Raw genomic sequence first — 18,323 nt, 5'->3', positions numbered from 1 at the left:
ATGAACGACCACAACAACAGCATCAACCCGGAAACCGCCATGGCCACCACTACCATGACCATGATCCAGGCCCTGCGCTCGGCCATGGATATCATGCTTGAGCGCGACGACAATGTGGTCGTGTACGGCCAGGACGTCGGCTACTTCGGTGGCGTATTCCGCTGTACCGAAGGCCTGCAGACCAAGTACGGCAAATCCCGCGTGTTCGACGCGCCGATCTCCGAGAGCGGCATTGTCGGCACCGCCGTAGGCATGGGCGCCTACGGCCTGCGCCCGGTGGTGGAAATCCAGTTCGCCGATTACTTCTACCCGGCCTCGGACCAGATCGTTTCCGAGATGGCGCGCCTGCGCTACCGTTCAGCCGGCGAATTCATCGCCCCGCTGACCCTGCGCATGCCATGCGGCGGCGGCATCTATGGCGGCCAGACCCACAGCCAGAGCCCGGAAGCGATGTTCACCCAGGTCTGCGGGCTGCGCACGGTGATGCCGTCGAACCCGTATGACGCCAAAGGCCTGCTGATTGCCTCGATCGAATGCGACGACCCGGTGATCTTCCTCGAGCCCAAGCGCCTGTACAACGGCCCGTTCGACGGCCACCACGACCGCCCGGTAACGCCGTGGTCCAAGCACCCGCACAGCGCCGTGCCCGATGGTTACTACAACGTGCCGCTGGACAAGGCCGCCATTGCCCGCCCTGGCAATGACGTCACCGTGCTGACCTACGGCACCACCGTGTACGTGGCCCAGGTGGCCGCTGAAGAAAGCGGCGTGGATGCCGAAGTGATCGACCTGCGCAGCCTGTGGCCGCTGGACCTGGACACCATCGTCGAGTCGGTGAAGAAGACCGGCCGCTGCGTTGTCGTGCATGAAGCCACGCGTACCTGCGGCTTTGGCGCCGAACTGGTGTCGCTGGTGCAGGAGCACTGCTTCCATCACCTGGAGGCGCCCATCGAGCGCGTCACCGGCTGGGACACCCCCTACCCTCACGCACAGGAATGGGCTTACTTCCCAGGCCCTTCGCGGGTAGGTGCGGCACTGAAAAAGGTCATGGAGGTCTGAATGGGCACGCACGTCATCAAGATGCCGGACATTGGCGAAGGCATCGCGCAGGTCGAGTTGGTTGAATGGTTCGTCAAGGTCGGCGACATGATCGCCGAGGACCAGGTAGTGGCCGACGTCATGACCGACAAGGCCACCGTGGAAATCCCTTCGCCGGTCAGCGGCAAGGTGCTGGCCCTGGGTGGCCAGCCCGGTGAAGTGATGGCGGTCGGCAGCGAGCTGATCCGCATCGAAGTGGAAGGCAGCGGCAACCATGTGGATACGCCAATGCCGAAACCCGCCGAAACCGCTGCGGCCCCGGTGGCGACCAAGCCGGAGCCACAGCAGCCAGTAAAACCCGCTGCCTACCAGCACCAGGCGCCGGTCAACCACGAGGCCGCCCCCATCGTGCCGCGCCAGCCGGGCGACAAGCCATTGGCGTCGCCGGCAGTGCGCAAGCGCGCGCTGGATGCCGGTATCGAACTGCGTTACGTGCATGGCAGCGGCCCGGCCGGGCGCATCCTGCATGAAGACCTCGACGCCTTCATGAGCAAGCCGCAGAGTGCCGCCGGGCAGGCGCCAACTGGCTATGCCAGGCGCACCGACAGCGAGCAGGTGCAGGTGATCGGTCTGCGCCGCAAGATCGCCCAGCGCATGCAGGATGCCAAACGTCGGGTCGCGCACTTCAGCTATGTGGAAGAAATCGACGTCACCGCCCTGGAAGCGCTGCGCCAGCAGCTCAACAGCAAGCATGGCGACAGCCGCGGCAAGTTGACTCTGCTGCCGTTCCTGGTGCGCGCGCTGGTGGTGGCGCTGCGTGACTTCCCGCAGATCAATGCCACCTACGACGACGAAGCCCAGATCATCACCCGCCATGGCGCGGTGCATGTGGGTATCGCCACCCAGGGTGACAACGGCCTGATGGTGCCGGTACTGCGTCACGCCGAAGCGGGCAGCCTGTGGGCCAACGCCAGCGAGATTTCGCGCCTGGCCACTGCCGCGCGCAACAACAAGGCCAACCGCGATGAGCTGTCTGGTTCGACCATCACCCTGACCAGCCTGGGCGCCTTGGGCGGCATCGTCAGCACGCCGGTGGTCAATACCCCGGAAGTGGCGATCGTCGGCGTCAACCGCATGGTCGAGCGGCCAGTGGTGATCGACGGCCAGATCGTCGTGCGCAAGATGATGAACCTGTCCAGCTCGTTCGACCACCGTGTGGTCGATGGCATGGATGCCGCGCTGTTCATTCAGGCCGTGCGTGGCCTGCTCGAACAACCCGCCTGCCTGTTCGTGGAGTGAGCATGCAACAGACTATCCAAACTACCTTGCTGATCATCGGCGGCGGCCCTGGCGGCTATGTGGCGGCCATCCGCGCCGGGCAACTGGGCATCCCTACGGTGCTGGTGGAAGGCCAGGCGCTGGGCGGTACCTGCCTGAACATCGGCTGCATCCCGTCCAAGGCGCTGATCCACGTGGCCGAGCAGTTCCACCAGACCTCACGGTTTGCCGGGCCATCGGAGCTGGGTATCAGCGTCTCCTCGCCGCAGCTGGACATCGGCAAGAGCGTGGCCTGGAAAGACGGCATCGTCGACCGCCTGACCACCGGCGTTGGCGCCCTGCTGAAAAAGCACGGGGTCAAGGTGGTGCAGGGCTGGGCCAAGGTGCTTGATGGCAAGCAGGTCGAAGTCGATGGCCAGCGCATCCAGTGCGAACACCTGTTGCTGGCCACCGGCTCCAGCAGTGTCGAATTGCCAATGCTGCCGCTGGGTGGCGCGGTCATTTCCTCGACCGAAGCCCTGGCCCCGAAAGCCCTGCCGCAACACCTGGTGGTGGTGGGCGGTGGCTATATCGGCCTGGAACTGGGCATCGCCTATCGCAAGCTGGGCGCGCAGGTCAGTGTGGTGGAGGCGCGCGAGCGCATTCTGCCGACCTATGACAGCGAGCTCACCGCCCCGGTGGCCGAGTCGCTGAAGAAGCTGGGCATCGCCCTGCACCTGGGCCACAGCGTCGAAGGTTACGAAAATGGCTGCCTGCTGGCCGCCGATGGCCAGGCCGGGCAACTGCGGCTGGAGGCCGACCAGGTACTGGTGGCCGTGGGCCGTCGCCCGCGCACCCAAGGTTTCAACCTGGAATGCCTGGACCTGAAAATGAACGGCGCCGCAATCGCCATCGACGAGCGCTGCCAGACCAGCATGCATAACGTCTGGGCCATTGGCGACGTCGCGGGCGAGCCAATGCTGGCGCACCGGGCCATGGCCCAGGGCGAGATGGTAGCCGAGATCATCGCCGGCAAGGCGCGCCGCTTCGAGCCGACGGCGATTGCCGCAGTCTGCTTCACCGACCCGGAAGTGGTCGTGGTCGGCAAGACCCCGGAGCAGGCAAGCCAGCAAGGCCTGGACTGCATCGTCGCGCAGTTCCCGTTCGCCGCCAACGGCCGGGCCATGAGCCTGGAAGCGAAAAGCGGTTTCGTGCGCGTGGTGGCGCGCCGCGACAACCACCTGATCCTGGGTTGGCAGGCGGTGGGCGTGGCGGTTTCCGAGCTGTCCACGGCATTTGCCCAGTCGCTGGAAATGGGCGCATGCCTGGAAGACGTGGCCGGCACCATCCATGCGCACCCGACGCTGGGTGAAGCGGTACAGGAAGCGGCGCTGCGCGCGCTGGGCCACGCCCTGCATATCTGACACTGAAGCGGCCCAGGCCGATTTTACCCGCTGCGCCGTGAGGCGTTGCGGGTGTTTTTTTGTCTGGGGTAGGGGTGATGGCGGGAGGCCACATGGATCGTCTGGGTTGATAGGTGCTTGCCACAGGCGCTGCACCTCTCGCGGCAAGCACCTGTCAGCCCTGATGCGATATCCTAAAACCATAAACCAACTCACTGACCTATGGCGTTCTTCCCGGCCCCCTTGGCCCGGTAAAGCGCTTGGTCGGCACGCGCCAGCAGCGCCTGCTGGTCCTCCCCTTCCTGCCACTGCACCACGCCATAACTCATGGTCAACCGACAATCCCCCACCGGCTCCACCTGCTCCATTACCCGGCGCAAGCGCACTGCCACATCCAATGCCTCCCCCAGCGTGGTCTGCGGCAGCACAATGACGAACTCGTCACCGCCCCAGCGGGCCAACAGGTCCATATCGCGCAGGCATGTGCGCAAGTTCTCGGCCACCCGTACCAGCGCCGCGTCGCCGCGAGCGTGGCCGTAACAATCGTTGATCGGCTTGAAATCATCCAGATCCATGGCGATCAGCGACAATGGCTGGCGAAAGCGCTGGGCTCGCTCGCATTCCCGCTGCAAAGCCTTTTCCAGCCGATAACGGTTGGCAATGCGGGTCAGTGCATCGCGCTCGGCCAGTTCGCGGTTTTCGTCCAGTTGCCGCTGCAGCTGCTGGTTCACCCAGGACAACTCACGGGTGCGTTCGGCCACCTGGCACTCCAGCGACTTATTCTTCTGCTCCAGCTGCGCCACCAGGCGCTTGCCGGCATCGATGTTGCGGTGGGCACCCAGCATGCGCGCGACCGAGCCGTCCTCGTTGCGGGCGATGATGTAGCCGCTGTCTTCGATCCACAGGTAGCTGCCATCGCGGCACCGGCAGCGGTACTCGACCAGGTAATGTTCGTTGCGCTGCTGGATATACGCTTCGAAATGCGCCATTACCCGCGGGTAGTCCTCTGGGTGAATGACGTTTTCCCAGGTGAGGACCGAGTTGTCCATGGAATGGCTGGGGTACCCGAGCATGGCGTACCAGCCTGGGTTGCGGTAGACATAGCCGGTGTTGGCATTCCAGTCCCAGATGCCATCACTGATCAATTCGAACAAGGTGTGCAGCTGCTGTTCACTGAAGCCTGCAGGTGCCGGCCTGGTTTCCTGATTCATGGACGCTCTCCCTGATGCCCAGCAACTGCGCCCCGTTTCATAGGGGCTGCCGACGATGATGGCAATTGCCGCAGACGGCAACATCATGCCTTTGACGGGCAAGCATATGCCCGACGTGCCGCCACCGGAATAGCCCCAACGCGCTATTTGCCTACGGTTTTCCCCGGCAACGGCTCAAGCCAGTTGCAGCAACGCCTCTTCCACAGCGGCAACCTTCTGGTTGCCCTCGGCGCCGGGCAAACGCCATGCGGCGATGCCTACCCTACCAAGCCGGCACGGCCATCACCATGTGCTTCGGCTGGAACCTGTCCGTGCTGGTGGCCATGTACCTGGGTGCTGGCATTCCTGAAGACTGGGCGCGGCCCTGGCCGGTGGCGTGGGCATGGGTGTCCTTTGGGCTTTGAAACACTGGGCGCTGCAGGGCACTTCCACCGCCGCCAAAGGCTCTGCGCCGCAGCATGGAGCACAACAACCCTCAGGAAAAATCGGCAGGACGTTGTGCACAGAATTCGTTTGAGCTCCTTGGTCTTGTTGTCCATGGTGGCAGGCTGGTAGCCATTGCCTGTAAAAGGCAGCCGCGCGTCGACGCAGGCGCATGACGACGCCTGCGTCGGGGGATGTTTTCGTATCCCCCCATAATAAGAGAGGACAAGGAAATGCAATCCAACAGTTTGAAGCAAAGCCTGAAGCAGCGGCATATCACCATGATTGCGCTAGGCGGGGTGATCGGTGCAGGGTTGTTCATGGGTTCGGGGGCGCTGATCGCATCGGCGGGGCCTGCAGCCATCCTGTCGTACTTCATCGGCGGCCTGGTGGTCACGCTGGTCATGTTCATGCTCGGGGAAATGGCCTGCCGCACCCCGGATGCCGGGTCGTTTTCGACCTACGCCAACATGTACCTGGGCGACTGGGCGGGGTTTGCCGTCGGCTGGCTGTACTGGTTCAAGTCGATGATGACCATCACCCTCGAAGCCGTATTGCTGGGCGCCATCCTGCATGACTTTCTGCCTTGGCTGCCGATCTGGGCAGGCGCCTTCCTGATGCTGGTGACGCTGATGGCCAGCAATGCCTACTCGGTGCGTTCGTTTGCCGAAGTGGAATATTGGCTGGCTGCGATGAAGGTAGCCACCATCCTCATCTTCATGCTGCTGGGCCTGTCCATCCTGCTCGGCCTGCACAGCGATATCCCCTCCCCCGGCCTGGTCAACCTCACCGCCCATGACGGCTTCATGCCCAACGGCCTGTCGCCGGTGATGGCCGGCGTGATCGTGGTGATCTTCTCGCTGGGGGGCAGCGAAATCGCCGCCGTCGCGGCGGGTGAATCGGAGAACCCGCGGCAGAACGTGATCCGCGCGATCAAGAGCGTGATCCTGCGGGTGATGCTGTTCTATGTCGGCTCGGTGTCGATCCTGATCCTGTGCCTGCCGTGGACCGACAAGGCCAACCTGGCCTCGCCCTACGTCTCGCTGTTCAGCCTGGCCGGTTTCGGCGGCGCGGCAGTGGCCATGAAGCTGGTGCTGTTCGTCTCGTTCATGTCGGTGATGAACTCGTTCATGTTCTCCAACTCGCGCATGCTGTTCTCGCTGAGCCAGCGTGGGCACGCGCCCAAGCTGTTCTCGCGTACCAGCGCCAAGGGCGTGCCGATCAATGCGCTGCTGCTGAGCCTGTCGATTTGCGTGATGATCCTGACCGTGCATTTTCTCAGCGGCGGCGACTTGTTCATGACCTTGGCCAAGAGCACCGGCAGCCTGGTGATGATCGTGTGGATCTTCATCATCATCGCCCACGTGGCCATGCGCTGGAAAACCCGCCACGAACCCGTCGACCCGAACGCATTCCGTGCCTGGTTCTTCCCGTATGCCAATCTGGTCGCACTGTTCGCCTTGCTGACGGTGATCGGCACCCAGGCGTTCGACCCGGCGTCGCGCTTCCAGTTCTGGTTTACGGTGCTGGCAGTGGGGCTGGTCTTGACGGGGTATCTGGTGATGCGTCAGCGCCTGGCAGGCAAGCTTGTGGCCAGCTGACGGAGTGTTGCCCTGCGGGCACGGGAGAGGCAAGAAATGGCGTCCCAGGGCAGGTTCGAACTGCCAACCTTCCCCTTAGGAGGGGGATGCTCTATCCAATTGAGCTACTGAGACGCAAGCACCGGCAGCGGGCGCTGCGCAGCGGGTCGGCCAGCATGTTAACCAGCATGCTGGCGTTTGTCATGTACTCGCCGGGGATTTTGCGTAATCCTTTTCTGGTATTGCTACAACCGGGGGAGCACACCCTCATCGCCAAGCAAAAGGAACAGCCCCGCCACAGCTGTTTCCAGGGCGCCAGAGTTGTCCAGCACATGCACCGACGGGTCGGCCGATGTCTGCATCCGGGCGTTGCGGGCCAGGCGCTGCTCGATTTCCTCTGCCGTTTCCCGGCCGCGTGCCAGCAAGCGCTGGCGCAGCACCTCGGGCCTGACCTCGATCAGCACGGCCAACAGGTCCGGGTAGCGCTGGCGGGCCTCGGCCAGATAGGCCCGCGAGCCATTCACCAGCACCGCCCTGCCCGCCGCCAGCCAATCGTCGATCTGACGCGGGATGCCGTAGCCCAGGCCGTTGGCTCGCCAATGCATGGCAAAGGCGCCCTGTGCACACAAGGTTTCGAACTGTTCCGCCGTCACGCCTTGGGCGGCTTCGCCCTTCGCTTCAGCGGAACGGGTGATGACGCGCCGGGCGACTTCCACACCTGCGGCCGCCAGCCGCTCACGTGACGCGTCGATCAGGGAATCTTTCCCCGAACCCGACGGCCCTAACAAAAATATCAACCGGCCTGTCCCTGATCGGCGGTCGCTTGCGTCATGTTGCATAGCCACTATGCTCTATGTAGGGGAACCGGCGCATTTTAGGGGGGTTCCTGATCTTTTGCTGTGTTTTACCCGTTTTTGACGGCAAAAGTCTGACGGTTAGCCAAGTCGGAGTATGTAAAACTTTTCAAACCAGTGCTCATTTCTGATAATTGGTACTGGCAGAAAGCCTTTACCCGGCTCACTATTTGTCACAGAATTGACGCCAAGGAAACGGCGACTATGAGGCAAGATGAACACCCATTTTTCACCGACGGTTGAACATTTTGTCGTCGCCACGGTCGTACTTCCATCCCGTGCGGCCAATTTGAGAACCGCTTCCCCCTGAACCAAAATCTGGTCAATTTATATGCGCCCATTGAAACAGGCTATTTATTCGAGCCGCACCGCTGACAAGTTCGTCGTCCGCCTGCCAGACGGGATGCGTGAGCGCATTGCCGAGGTAGCGCGCAACCATCACCGCAGCATGAACTCCGAAATCATCGCCCGCCTGGAACAGAGCCTGATCCAGGAAGGTGCGCTGGGTGAAGAGCTGAGCATGCGCCTGGACAGCCCGGAGCTGTCCCTGCATGAGCGCGAGTTGCTGCAACGCTTCCGCCAGCTGTCCCACCGACAGCAGAACGCCCTGGTGGCGCTCATCGCTCATGATGTGGAAATGGCTGCCGACGCCTCCTGAGGTTTGCAGCGAACATGAAAAAGCCAGCGTAAGCTGGCTTTTTTGTGGGCGGCCCCCAGGGACCTGTGGGAGCGGACGCACCCGCTCCCACACTGTACGCGGAGCGCCCAGCATCAGTTCTGTGCGCAAAAGCGCAGCCCAATGGGCTGGGCAATCTCTCCTGCAGCCGGGTCAGAGCAAGAACACCGTAGCCAGGCCGAGGAAGATGAAGAAACCGCCGCTGTCGGTCACAGCAGTGATCATCACACTCGCGCCCATCGCCGGGTCGCGCCCAAGGCGGGCCAGGGTCATCGGAATAAGCACGCCCATCAGCGCCGCCAGCAACAAGTTCAAGGTCATCGCCGCGGTCATGACCACGCCAAGTGACCAGCTGCCATACAGCCAGAAGGCCACCGCACCAATCACCCCGCCCCAGACCAGGCCGTTGATGAGCGACACCGCCAGCTCTTTGCGCATCAGGCGGCTGGTATTGCCCGGCGACACCTGGTCCAGCGCCATGGCACGGACGATCATGGTGATGGTCTGGTTACCGGAGTTGCCACCAATACCCGCTACGATCGGCATCAACGCGGCCAACGCCACCAGCTTCTCGATCGAGCCTTCGAACAGACCAATCACTCGCGAAGCGACAAAGGCGGTAATCAGGTTTATCGCCAGCCATGCCCAACGGTTGCGCAACGAGCGCCAGACCGAGGCAAAGATATCTTCCTCTTCACGCAGACCGGCCATGTTGAGGACTTCGCTTTCGCTTTCCTCACGGATCAGGTCGACCATCTCGTCAATGGTCAGACGGCCAATCAGGCGGTCGTTCTTGTCGACTACCGGTGCCGATACCAAGTCGTAACGCTCGAACGCCAGTGCAGCGTCGTAGGCATCTTCCTCGGGCTTGAAGGATACCGGGTCGGTCGCCATGACCTCCGCCACCTTCTTCTCCGGGTCGTTGACCAGCAGGCGCTTGATAGGCAGTACACCCTTGAGGATGCCTTCGTAGTCGACCACGAACAGTTTGTCGGTATGGTTGGGCAGCTCTTTCAGGCGGCGCAGGTAGCGCAACACCACTTCCAGGCTGACGTCTTCGCGGATGGTGACCATCTCGAAGTCCATCAGCGCGCCGACCTGCTCCTCGTCGTAGCTCAGCGCCGAACGCACGCGCTCGCGTTGCTGGGCATCGAGGGTTTCCATCAGCTCGTGGACAACGTCGCGCGGCAGCTCGGGCGCAAGGTCGGCCAGCTCGTCGGCGTCCATTTCCTTGGCAGCAGCGAGCAGTTCGTGATCGTCCATGTCGGCGATCAGCGATTGACGAACCGAGTCGGATACTTCCAGCAGGATGTCGCCATCGCGGTCCGAGCGCACCAGCTGCCAGACCGTCAGGCGGTCTTCCAGGGGCAAGGCTTCGAGGATGTAGGCGATGTCGGCAGGGTGCAGGTCATCGAGCTTGCGCTGCAGCTCGACGAGGTTCTGGCGGTGTACCAGGTTTTCCACCAGGTCGTTGTGCGCACCTTCCTGGCGGTGGGTCAGGTCTTCGACCACGCGCTGGCGCTGCAGCAATTCGACCACCTGGGCCAGGCGGTCCTGCAGGCTGTCTTGCGCTTTTTTTACTTCTACTTCAGTCATAGGCGAACTCCACTCCCAGCAGTGGAGCACGCCGGGAGAATCAATCGGTCAGATCGTTCTGTATAAAACTTGTTAAGGGGTAACTACTGGGTAAGTCCATGGTGGTTTTCCACAAGCCCCGGCGGGGCTGACGGGCGCAATCATACACTGCTCAAGCTGTCAGATCGCTTAAATTTTCGGCCAGAACAATCGTTTGCGTGATAAAGCTAGGACAACGGTCGAAGCCATCAGTGCGACGGTTGCGGAAGATGGGAAAGCACATTGCGCTCACAGAAGAGCTTAGATCGACATCACCAACAATTTCAGTGGCGATAAAAACAAGAAGCCCGCTCAATTGAGCGGGCTTCTTGATGGGGTATGGCGGACTCAGCAGGATTCGAACCTGCGACCGCTCGGTTCGTAGCCGAGTACTCTATCCAGCTGAGCTATGAGTCCGTGGTGGTAGTTTTAGACCAGGTTACCACTGGTTGACTTAAGCAGCTTTGCAAGCAGAGCCACTTCAAGAAAGTGGCGGACTCAGCAGGATTCGAACCTGCGACCGCTCGGTTCGTAGCCGAGTACTCTATCCAGCTGAGCTATGAGTCCGCAATTGGTAGTTTTAGACCAGATTACCACTGGTTGTTTGAAGTAGCCTTGCAATCAAAGCCACTTCAAAAGTGGCGGACTCAACAGGATTCGAACCTGTGACCGCTCGGTTCGTAGCCGAGTACTCTATCCAGCTGAGCTATGAGTCCGTGTCTTGCCGCGCATTATAGGTCGCTGAAACATTTTTGCAAGAACTTTTTCGTTTAAGATCAACTACTTAGCGTTCTTACTGTTTACAGCGCCCTAAGCGAATAATGGCGGTGAAGGGGGGATTCGAACCCCCGATACCCTTATGAGGTATACTCCCTTAGCAGGGGAGCGCCTTCGGCCACTCGGCCACCTCACCGCAACACGAGGCGAATATTAAAGAACCTCTTTCACCTTTGCAACCCTTTTTTTGAAAAAAACTTCAAAAGAATTAAAGGCTTGGCTCTTCATCCTTCTCTTTCTTGATCCGCAGGTAGATTTCCTCACGGTGAACAGCCACTTCCTTGGGGGCGCTGACGCCAATACGCACCTGGTTGCCTTTCACGCCGAGCACCGTCACGGTGATCTCGCCGTCTCCAATGATCAGGCTCTCGGCGCACCGACGAGTCAGAATCAACATAGCTTTCTCCTTACGCAAACATTCAGGGGTAACAGTCTTGGGTATCTGGGCCTGGCCGTGGACGACGACCTGGCCCGGTTACTCGCCACACAGGGCAGGACAGGGCCTGCGCGGCAAGCAGAAACGCGAAGGGCGCGGCAAGCCGCGCCCTTCCAGGCAGCGCCTTACTCGCCCTGTCGGGCTGGGGCGTCAAGCTCGAACGCGGTGTGCAGCGCACGTACCGCCAGCTCCAGGTACTTCTCTTCGATCACCACCGAGACCTTGATCTCGGAGGTGGAGATCATCTGGATGTTGATGCTCTCCTTCGCCAGGGCTTCGAACATGCGGCTGGCGACACCGGCGTGCGAACGCATGCCGACGCCAACGATCGATACCTTGGCGATCTTGGTGTCGCCGATCACTTCACGCGCACCGATTTCACGGGCGGTGTTCTCCAGCACGTTCTGCGCCTTCTCGTACTCGTTGCGGTGCACGGTGAAGGTGAAGTCGGTGGTGTTATCGTGAGCGACGTTCTGCACGATCATGTCGACTTCGATGTTCGAAGCGCTGATCGGGCCGAGGATCTTGAAGGCCACGCCCGGGGTGTCCGGCACGCCGCGAATGGTCAGCTTGGCTTCATCACGGTTGAAGGCGATACCGGAAATGATCGGCTGTTCCATGGATTCCTCTTCATCAATGGTAATGAGGGTCCCCGGACCCTCCTTGAAGCTGTGCAGCACGCGCAGCGGAACGTTGTACTTGCCGGCGAACTCCACCGACCGGATCTGCAGCACCTTGGAGCCGAGGCTGGCCATTTCCAGCATCTCTTCGAAGGTGATCTTCTCCAGGCGACGGGCCTGCGGCACAACGCGCGGGTCGGTGGTGTAGACACCGTCGACGTCGGTGTAGATCTGGCACTCGTCAGCCTTCAGCGCCGCCGCCAGGGCCACGCCGGTAGTATCGGAGCCGCCACGGCCCAGGGTGGTGATGCTGCCGTGCTCGTCGACGCCCTGGAAGCCCGCTACAACCACCACACGGCCTTCCTTGAGGTCGGCACGAATCTTCTGGTCGTCGATTTGCAGGATGCGCGCCTTGTTATGCGAGCTGTCGGTAAGAATGCGCACCTGATTGCCGGTGTAGGACACCGCTGGCACACCACGCTTGATCAAGGCCATGGTCAGCAGGGCGATAGTGACCTGCTCACCGGTCGACACGATCACATCCAGCTCACGCGGCACCGGCTGATCGGTGATCTGCCTGGCCAGATCGATCAGGCGATTGGTTTCACCGCTCATGGCCGACAGCACGACCACCAGGTCGTCGCCCGCTTCACGGTGTTTCTTGACCTTTTCGGCTACCTGCTCGATCCGCTCGATGGAACCGACAGAGGTGCCGCCAAATTTCTGTACGATCAACGCCATTTCAATGGTGCCTCAGCCCATAAAGGGCCCCAAAAAACAATCCAACATGAAGGGGCCGGCGACTAGACCGCCGGCCCCCTCATCTCAAAGTCCCTGCTCTGCGAACGGCACGGCCAGCGCCAGGGCCTGGTCCAGTGCAGCGACGTCGACGCCGCCACCCTGGGCCATGTCCGGACGGCCACCGCCCTTGCCACCCACTGCCGCAGCGGCTTGCTTCATCAGATCGCCAGCCTTGAGTTGGCTGGAGAGGTCTTTGGTCACGCCGGCCACCAGCACGACCTTGCCCTCATGCTCGCTGCCCAGCAGGATCACTGCGTGGCCGAGCTTGTTCTTCAGCTGATCGACCAGGGCCAGCAGGGCCTTGCCGTCCTGCCCATCCAGGCGGGCTGCAAGTACCTTGGCACCCTTGACCTCAACGGCCGCGTTGGAGAGATCATCCCCGGCGGCGCTGGCGGCCTTGGCCTGCAGCTGTTCAAGCTGCTTCTCCAGCTGGCGGTTGCGCTCGAGCACAGCCGACAGCTTGTCGATCAGGTTGTCGCGGTTACCCTTGACCAGCTGCGCGGCTTCCTTGACCTGCTCTTCGGCAGCGTTCAGGTAGGCCAGCGCCGCAGCCCCGGTAACTGCTTCGATACGGCGCACGCCAGAGGCCACGCCGCCTTCGCTGATGATCTTGAACAGGCTGATGTCACCGGTTCGCTTGGCGTGAATACCGCCGCACAGCTCCACCGAGAAATCGCCGCCCATGCTCAGTACACGCACGGTATCGCCGTACTTCTCGCCGAACAGCGCCATGGCACCTTTGGCCTTGGCGGTCTCGATGTCGGTCAGCTCGGTTTCAACCGGGGTGTTCTTGCGCACTTCGCGGTTGACGATGTCTTCCAGAAGCTTGATCTGCTCTGGCTTCAGTGCCTCGAAGTGGCTGAAGTCGAAACGCAGGCGCTGGCTGTCGACCAGCGAGCCCTTCTGCTGCACGTGCTCGCCCAGCACCTGGCGCAGCGCTTCGTGCAGCAGGTGGGTGGCGGAGTGGTTCAGCGAGGTGGCGTGCTGCACCTCGGCATCGACCTTGGCCTCGACCGGCGAACCGATCAGCAGCGCACCGCTGGCGACCACGCCATGGTGCAGGAAGGCACCACCGGTCTTGGTGGTGTCGCGCACGTCAAACCGTGCAGCGCCGGCCTGCAGGAAGCCCGAGTCGCCAACCTGGCCACCGGATTCGGCGTAGAACGGCGTGCGGTCAAGCACCACCACGCCCTGCTCGCCCTCACCCAGCTGGTCGACCGCCTGGCCGTCCTTGTACAGGGCGATGATCTTGCCCTGGCCTTCGGTGGCGTCATAGCCGAGGAACTCGGTGGCACTGTCGACCTTGACCACACTGTTGTAGTCCATGCCGAAGGCGCTGGCAGAACGGGCACGCTCACGCTGGGCGTCCATTTCGCGCTCGAAGCCGGCTTCGTCGATGGTCAGCTCACGCTCACGGGCGATGTCGGCGGTCAGGTCCATCGGGAAACCGTAGGTGTCATAGAGCTTGAACACCACGTCGCCCGGGACCACGTCGCCTTGCAGCTGGGCCAGGTCCTGCTCGAGGATGCGCAGGCCCTGCTCCAGGGTCTTGGCAAACTGCTCTTCTTCCGCCTTGAGCACGCGCTCGATGTGCGCCTGCTGGCTCTTCAGCTCAGGGAAGGCATCGCCCATCTCGGCAGCCAGTGCGGCGACGATCTGGTAGAAGAAGCTGCCCTTGGCGCCCAGCTTGTTACCGTGACGGCAAGCGCGACGGATGATGCGGCGCAGCACGTAGCCACGGCCTTCGTTGGATGGCAGCACGCCGTCGGCGATAAGGAAGCCGCACGAACGGATGTGGTCGGCGACCACTTTGAGCGAGGCCTGGCCCTCGTTGCTGCAACCGATGGCCTTGGCCGCGGCAGCCAGCAGGTTCTGGAACAGGTCGATCTCGTAGTTCGAGTGCACGTGCTGCAGCACGGCGCTGACGCGCTCCAGGCCCATGCCGGTGTCCACCGACGGCGCTGGCAGCGGGTGCAGCACGCCGTCGGCAGTGCGGTTGAACTGCATGAAGACGTTGTTCCAGATCTCGATGTAGCGGTCACCGTCTTCTTCCGGCGAGCCGGGCGGGCCGCCCCAGATGTCGGCGCCGTGGTCGTAGAAAATCTCGGTGCACGGGCCGCACGGGCCGGTGTCGCCCATGGTCCAGAAGTTGTCGGAGGCGTACGGGGCGCCCTTGTTGTCGCCGATGCGCACCATGCGCTCGGCCGGCACGCCAACTTCCTTGGTCCAGATGTCGTAGGCTTCGTCGTCAGTGGCGTAGACGGTGACCCAGAGCTTTTCCTTGGGCAGGTTCAGCCACTGTTCCGAGGTCAGGAAGGTCCAGGCGAAGGTGATGGCGTCGCGCTTGAAATAGTCGCCGAAGCTGAAGTTGCCCAGCATTTCGAAGAAGGTGTGGTGACGCGCGGTATAACCGACGTTTTCCAGGTCGTTGTGCTTGCCACCGGCGCGCACGCACTTCTGGCTGCTGACGGCCCGGGTGTAGGCACGCTTCTCCGCACCGAGGAAGCAGTCCTTGAACTGGTTCATGCCTGCGTTGGTGAACAGCAGGGTCGGGTCGTTGTTCGGAATCAGCGAACTGGAGGCGACTCGGGTATGTCCCTGCTCTTCGAAGAAGCGAAGGAAGGCTTCACGGATTTCTGCGCTTTTCATAGGTTCTTCCACGGAAACGGCGGCCCAGTCGGGCAAACACGTCGACGAAACGACGGCAAAGGGCCGCATTATATCGGTCCTGCAATCTCGGTGCAGTGTGTTTATGCGATAGAAAGTGTCGATTGGACGGCTTTGATGGCCATGCAAACGAAAATGGCATGAATGGATGCTAAATCCAGCCTTTCGCCACTGGCAAGCCAATTACCGCCCAAGGGAAGGGAAAATGGAACAGGCGGTGAATTAAAAGGTGTTCATCCGTAATGGGATCCGAAATAGCAGGGCTGAGATGGGCGCCTCACCCCAGCTGCTGGCCCGAATCCGGCACGATCAGGATGCCCGCCCGCAGGCCATTTCTTACCTTGGGGTTGGGAAAGATGATGCGCGCGCCCTCCTCTTCCACCACCCAGCGCGTTTCGGCCAGGTCTTCGGCCAGCAGGTAACCCTTGCTGAGCTCGGAGAAGTTCTCGATGTCTGCAGGCAGGTGCAGGTGAAAGCTGTCGCTGTGCTTGATGATCTCGCGGGAGACGCTGAACAGCTGCAGACCATCCAGAGAGCTTTCACCCTCTGGCTCGGTGCCTTCGATGATCTGGATCAGCCGCTCCTCCAGCCTGTCGAGGTTGACCTGCTCGTTCTGCCCGAACGGTCTCGCCTTGCCGAGCTCCAGGGTGAATGCTTCGGCATCCAGTTGCTCGTAGGTGAAGGCACTGAAGGTGATGGAGGACTTGCTCTGCAGCAGCACGGCCTCCATGCCTGCTGCGGCCAGGCGCGCCAGCTCGCGGCGGGAATGGGTGCGGCCCTCTTTATAAGGATAAAGGGCAAACTGCTCGATCTTCGAACCGCGAATGGCGGTATGCAGGTCGTAATGCAGGCGGCTGCGCAGCGGCTTGCTGAAGAACACCCGGGCGAATTGTTCCAGCTCGGCGGCACGCAGGGCCTCGAAGCCGCTGGACAGCTCGTGGCGGCCATTGAACAGGCGGTTGATGTCCTGCTCGATGAAGCGCTCGCCCTTGCGGATCGCTGCGGGGTTGCCAAACAGGAACAGCACCCGCGCTTTCGGTTTGATCTTGCCGTTGGCGACGCCGTGGAGCAGCCGCTCGAGCAGCTCTATCGGCGCCGTCTCGTTACCGTGAATACCGGCGGAGAGCAGCAGGTCCAGCCCGCAATCCTCGGCTTCGGGGGGACGCACTTCGAGCGCGCCCTCCCCCAGCCAGCGCAAACGCGCGCCCTTGGGTGTCACTTGGGTCTTCTCGGCCGGTTCGTGATCGGTGAGGGTCAGCTCAAGCAATTTGCCAAGGGCGAGCATAGGGGCTTCCTTAGTGGTGGTGGCCGCAGTCGGGACCATGGACGTGATCGTCGCCTTCGGCGACTTCAGCCGGTTCCATTTCCAGCTGCAGGCTGACCAGGTTGGTGGCCATCGGACGCAGCAGCAGGTTGGCGTATTCGCTATCGTCCTCATCGACATCCACACCGATCAGCAGCTGGCCACGGCCATCCTGCTGAATCCACACTTCCTTGCCTTGCCAGACCACGGCAAAGCGGGTGCAGGAGGTTTCCAGCTGGGTGCCGTCTTCATCTTCAAGGATCAGGCGCAGGGCGTCGGTCATAACAAAGTCTCTCTTCAAGGTTGGCGTTGGAACGGATACACCGAGCCCAACTTCAGGATCTGGGTCAATTCGTCCAGGGCCGTACGGCACTCCAGCAGTAGCTGTGGGTCGGCCAGGTCCGCCTCTACAAGGCGATCACGGTAATGCTTGTCGACCCATTGCAGCAGGGTGTCGTACAGCGGGGCGGTCATGATAACGCCTTGGTTGACCGCCGCCAGTTCGGTTTCTTTCAATGCCACGCGCAAACGCAGGCAAGCCGGGCCACCGCCGTTCTGCATGCTTTGCTTGAGGTCGAACACCTTGACCTCCTTCACCGGGCCGCCTTGGTGCGTCAGCTGGCCCAGGTAGGCCCACACGCGCTCGTTGCTGCGGCATTCTTCCGGCACCACCAGCAGCATGGAGCCGTCATCACGGCTGAGCAGCTGGCTGTTGAACAGGTAGGAACGCACCGCGTCCTCTACCCCCACCGCCGCCCGCGGCACGCAGATGGCCTGGAAGTTGCCACCCTTGCTGGCCAGTTTAGCTCGCAGTTGGCCAAGTACCGCGTCGGTGTCGAGGAACGCGTCCTCGTGGTAGAACAGCACCTCGCCGTTACCCACAGCAATCACATCGTTGTGAAATACGCCCTGGTCGATCACTGCCGGGTTCTGTTGAGCGTAGACCACCCCGTCATCGCTCAGCCCATGCAGCCGGGCCACTGCCTGCGAAGCTTCGAGGGTTTGCCGCGCCGGATACTTCTGCGGCGCCGGATAACGGCTGTCGAAGGCACTGCGACCGTAGACGAAAAACTCGACGCCAGCCTCACCATAGCCACGGCAGAACCGCGTATGGTTGGCCGCCCCCTCGTCACCGAACTGTGCCACGGCAGGCAGCGCCGGGTGGTGGGCAAAGTGTTTCTCGTTGTTGAACATGGCCCCCAGCACGCGGCTGGTGGTCGGGTGCTCGATGCTGCGGTGGTACTTGCAGTTGAGGTTGGCGGCGGTGAAGTGCACACGGCCATCGGCGGTGTCGGCACTGGGGCTGACCGTGGCGGCGTTGGCCACCCACATGCTCGACGCCGAACAGCTGGCCACCAGCAGCGGCATGGCATCGATGGCGGCGCGCTGGATCACCTCGGAATCGCTGCCGCTGAAGCCCAGGCGGCGCAGCGCGGCCACGTCGGGGCGCTCCTGCGGCGCCAGCACACCCTGCTTGAAGCCCATGTCGGCCAGGGCTTTCATTTTTGCCAGGCCCTGGCGCGCCGCTTCACGCGGGCTTGAACCCTGCTGGCTGTTGCTTTGCGAAGCCACGTTGCCGTAGGACAGGCCGCCATAGTTGTGGGTAGGCCCCACCAGGCCATCAAAATTCACTTCATAGGATTTCATCGGCTAGGCTCCGTGA

Annotated in this window: 15 protein-coding genes and 5 tRNA genes; 6 read left to right on the top strand and 14 right to left on the bottom strand. The window is 62.0% G+C overall.

Translation table 11 applies throughout. From position 1 onward, the window contains the following. From AC5O5I_RS07040 to lpdA, 3 genes are read left to right on the top strand one after another with little or no spacing between them, the layout of a single operon-like run. The gene (locus AC5O5I_RS07040; RefSeq protein ID WP_172229243.1) at nt 1-1,059 is read left to right on the top strand and encodes an alpha-ketoacid dehydrogenase subunit beta; all 1,059 of its coding nucleotides are present in this window, start codon (nt 1-3) and stop codon (nt 1,057-1,059) included. Next, nucleotides 1,060-2,337: a dihydrolipoamide acetyltransferase family protein gene (locus AC5O5I_RS07035; RefSeq protein ID WP_494512257.1), complete on the top strand. Its 1,278-nt coding sequence runs from the start codon at nt 1,060-1,062 to the stop codon at nt 2,335-2,337. It begins immediately after the preceding gene. Nucleotides 2,338-2,339: 2 nt separating this feature from the next. Further along, nucleotides 2,340-3,719, top strand: coding sequence for a dihydrolipoyl dehydrogenase (lpdA, locus tag AC5O5I_RS07030; RefSeq protein ID WP_494512256.1), 1,380 nt, complete (start codon nt 2,340-2,342; stop codon nt 3,717-3,719). Nucleotides 3,720-3,910: 191 nt separating this feature from the next. Here lpdA and AC5O5I_RS07025 read toward each other — a convergent pair whose 3' ends face one another. Then, nucleotides 3,911-4,909, bottom strand: coding sequence for a sensor domain-containing diguanylate cyclase (locus AC5O5I_RS07025; RefSeq protein WP_172232817.1), 999 nt, complete (start codon nt 4,907-4,909; stop codon nt 3,911-3,913). A gap of 245 nt (nt 4,910-5,154) precedes the next feature. Here AC5O5I_RS07025 and AC5O5I_RS07020 point away from each other — a divergent pair, with 245 nt between their 5' ends. Next, a complete protein-coding gene (locus AC5O5I_RS07020) occupies nt 5,155-5,313 on the top strand; it encodes a hypothetical protein (RefSeq protein WP_172232814.1) in 159 nt (52 codons plus the stop codon). Between the two features lie 252 nt (nt 5,314-5,565). Continuing rightward, complete coding sequence (locus tag AC5O5I_RS07015) at nt 5,566-6,933, top strand: amino acid permease (RefSeq protein ID WP_172222414.1); 1,368 nt, start codon at nt 5,566-5,568, stop codon at nt 6,931-6,933. Nucleotides 6,934-6,970: 37 nt separating this feature from the next. Here AC5O5I_RS07015 and AC5O5I_RS07010 read toward each other — a convergent pair. Both AC5O5I_RS07010 and phnN read right to left on the bottom strand, forming a co-directional pair. Then, nucleotides 6,971-7,047: transfer RNA gene (locus AC5O5I_RS07010), tRNA-Arg, on the bottom strand. 110 nt (nt 7,048-7,157) lie between these two features. Continuing rightward, nucleotides 7,158-7,751, bottom strand: a complete 594-nt coding sequence (gene phnN, locus AC5O5I_RS07005) for a phosphonate metabolism protein/1,5-bisphosphokinase (PRPP-forming) PhnN (protein ID WP_172285870.1) — start codon at nt 7,749-7,751, stop codon at nt 7,158-7,160. 346 nt (nt 7,752-8,097) lie between these two features. On the opposite strand from phnN, the gene AC5O5I_RS07000 reads away from it, so the two are divergent. After that, on the top strand, nt 8,098-8,424 hold the full coding sequence (locus AC5O5I_RS07000) for an Arc family DNA-binding protein (protein WP_172222409.1): 327 nt from the start codon (nt 8,098-8,100) through the stop codon (nt 8,422-8,424). Nucleotides 8,425-8,595: 171 nt separating this feature from the next. On the opposite strand, the gene mgtE is transcribed toward AC5O5I_RS07000, so the two are convergent. The 11 genes from mgtE to astB all read right to left on the bottom strand — a co-directional run bounded on the left by mgtE (nt 8,596) and on the right by astB (nt 18,307). Continuing rightward, nucleotides 8,596-10,038: a magnesium transporter gene (gene mgtE / locus AC5O5I_RS06995; RefSeq protein WP_172222406.1), complete on the bottom strand. Its 1,443-nt coding sequence runs from the start codon at nt 10,036-10,038 to the stop codon at nt 8,596-8,598. A gap of 358 nt (nt 10,039-10,396) precedes the next feature. Beyond that, nucleotides 10,397-10,473: transfer RNA gene (locus AC5O5I_RS06990), tRNA-Arg, on the bottom strand. Nucleotides 10,474-10,546: 73 nt separating this feature from the next. Further along, nucleotides 10,547-10,623, bottom strand: a tRNA-Arg gene (locus tag AC5O5I_RS06985). Between the two features lie 72 nt (nt 10,624-10,695). Further along, nucleotides 10,696-10,772 (bottom strand) — tRNA-Arg (locus AC5O5I_RS06980). A 106-nt stretch (nt 10,773-10,878) separates the two neighbouring features. Continuing rightward, nucleotides 10,879-10,969 (bottom strand) — tRNA-Ser (locus AC5O5I_RS06975). A gap of 72 nt (nt 10,970-11,041) precedes the next feature. Next, nucleotides 11,042-11,230, bottom strand: coding sequence for a carbon storage regulator CsrA (gene csrA / locus AC5O5I_RS06970; protein ID WP_003254503.1), 189 nt, complete (start codon nt 11,228-11,230; stop codon nt 11,042-11,044). Nucleotides 11,231-11,394: 164 nt separating this feature from the next. Continuing rightward, nucleotides 11,395-12,630: an aspartate kinase gene (locus AC5O5I_RS06965; protein ID WP_172222400.1), complete on the bottom strand. Its 1,236-nt coding sequence runs from the start codon at nt 12,628-12,630 to the stop codon at nt 11,395-11,397. An 84-nt stretch (nt 12,631-12,714) separates the two neighbouring features. Beyond that, complete coding sequence (gene alaS, locus AC5O5I_RS06960) at nt 12,715-15,339, bottom strand: alanine--tRNA ligase (RefSeq protein ID WP_494512255.1); 2,625 nt, start codon at nt 15,337-15,339, stop codon at nt 12,715-12,717. Nucleotides 15,340-15,634: 295 nt separating this feature from the next. Next, a complete protein-coding gene (astE, locus tag AC5O5I_RS06955; protein ID WP_494512254.1) occupies nt 15,635-16,642 on the bottom strand; it encodes a succinylglutamate desuccinylase in 1,008 nt (335 codons plus the stop codon). Nucleotides 16,643-16,652: 10 nt separating this feature from the next. Beyond that, complete coding sequence (locus AC5O5I_RS06950; RefSeq protein WP_172222387.1) at nt 16,653-16,943, bottom strand: topoisomerase II; 291 nt, start codon at nt 16,941-16,943, stop codon at nt 16,653-16,655. 14 nt (nt 16,944-16,957) lie between these two features. Continuing rightward, nucleotides 16,958-18,307: an N-succinylarginine dihydrolase gene (astB, locus tag AC5O5I_RS06945; RefSeq protein WP_494512253.1), complete on the bottom strand. Its 1,350-nt coding sequence runs from the start codon at nt 18,305-18,307 to the stop codon at nt 16,958-16,960. Nucleotides 18,308-18,323 lie beyond the last annotated feature (16 nt).

Source organism: Pseudomonas sp. 9_2_1 (assembly GCF_059295275.1).
The sequence above is the reverse complement of the archived record's forward strand: the minus strand, read 5'-3'. Positions and strand labels throughout refer to the sequence as shown.

What these genes read in the sequence shown, in the direction of transcription:
- astE (WP_494512254.1), bottom strand. Translation starts at nt 16,642, where the DNA reads ATGCTCGCCCTTGGCAAATTGCTTGAGCTGACCCTCACCGATCACGAA.
- AC5O5I_RS06950 (WP_172222387.1), bottom strand. Translation starts at nt 16,943, where the DNA reads ATGACCGACGCCCTGCGCCTGATCCTTGAAGATGAAGACGGCACCCAG.
- AC5O5I_RS07025 (WP_172232817.1), bottom strand. Translation starts at nt 4,909, where the DNA reads ATGAATCAGGAAACCAGGCCGGCACCTGCAGGCTTCAGTGAACAGCAG.
- AC5O5I_RS07040 (WP_172229243.1), top strand. Translation starts at nt 1, where the DNA reads ATGAACGACCACAACAACAGCATCAACCCGGAAACCGCCATGGCCACC.
- AC5O5I_RS07000 (WP_172222409.1), top strand. Translation starts at nt 8,098, where the DNA reads ATGCGCCCATTGAAACAGGCTATTTATTCGAGCCGCACCGCTGACAAG.
- alaS (WP_494512255.1), bottom strand. Translation starts at nt 15,339, where the DNA reads ATGAAAAGCGCAGAAATCCGTGAAGCCTTCCTTCGCTTCTTCGAAGAG.
- AC5O5I_RS07035 (WP_494512257.1), top strand. Translation starts at nt 1,060, where the DNA reads ATGGGCACGCACGTCATCAAGATGCCGGACATTGGCGAAGGCATCGCG.
- mgtE (WP_172222406.1), bottom strand. Translation starts at nt 10,038, where the DNA reads ATGACTGAAGTAGAAGTAAAAAAAGCGCAAGACAGCCTGCAGGACCGC.
- AC5O5I_RS07020 (WP_172232814.1), top strand. Translation starts at nt 5,155, where the DNA reads ATGCGGCGATGCCTACCCTACCAAGCCGGCACGGCCATCACCATGTGC.
- AC5O5I_RS07015 (WP_172222414.1), top strand. Translation starts at nt 5,566, where the DNA reads ATGCAATCCAACAGTTTGAAGCAAAGCCTGAAGCAGCGGCATATCACC.
- phnN (WP_172285870.1), bottom strand. Translation starts at nt 7,751, where the DNA reads ATGCAACATGACGCAAGCGACCGCCGATCAGGGACAGGCCGGTTGATA.
- lpdA (WP_494512256.1), top strand. Translation starts at nt 2,340, where the DNA reads ATGCAACAGACTATCCAAACTACCTTGCTGATCATCGGCGGCGGCCCT.
- AC5O5I_RS06965 (WP_172222400.1), bottom strand. Translation starts at nt 12,630, where the DNA reads ATGGCGTTGATCGTACAGAAATTTGGCGGCACCTCTGTCGGTTCCATC.
- astB (WP_494512253.1), bottom strand. Translation starts at nt 18,307, where the DNA reads ATGAAATCCTATGAAGTGAATTTTGATGGCCTGGTGGGGCCTACCCAC.
- csrA (WP_003254503.1), bottom strand. Translation starts at nt 11,230, where the DNA reads ATGTTGATTCTGACTCGTCGGTGCGCCGAGAGCCTGATCATTGGAGAC.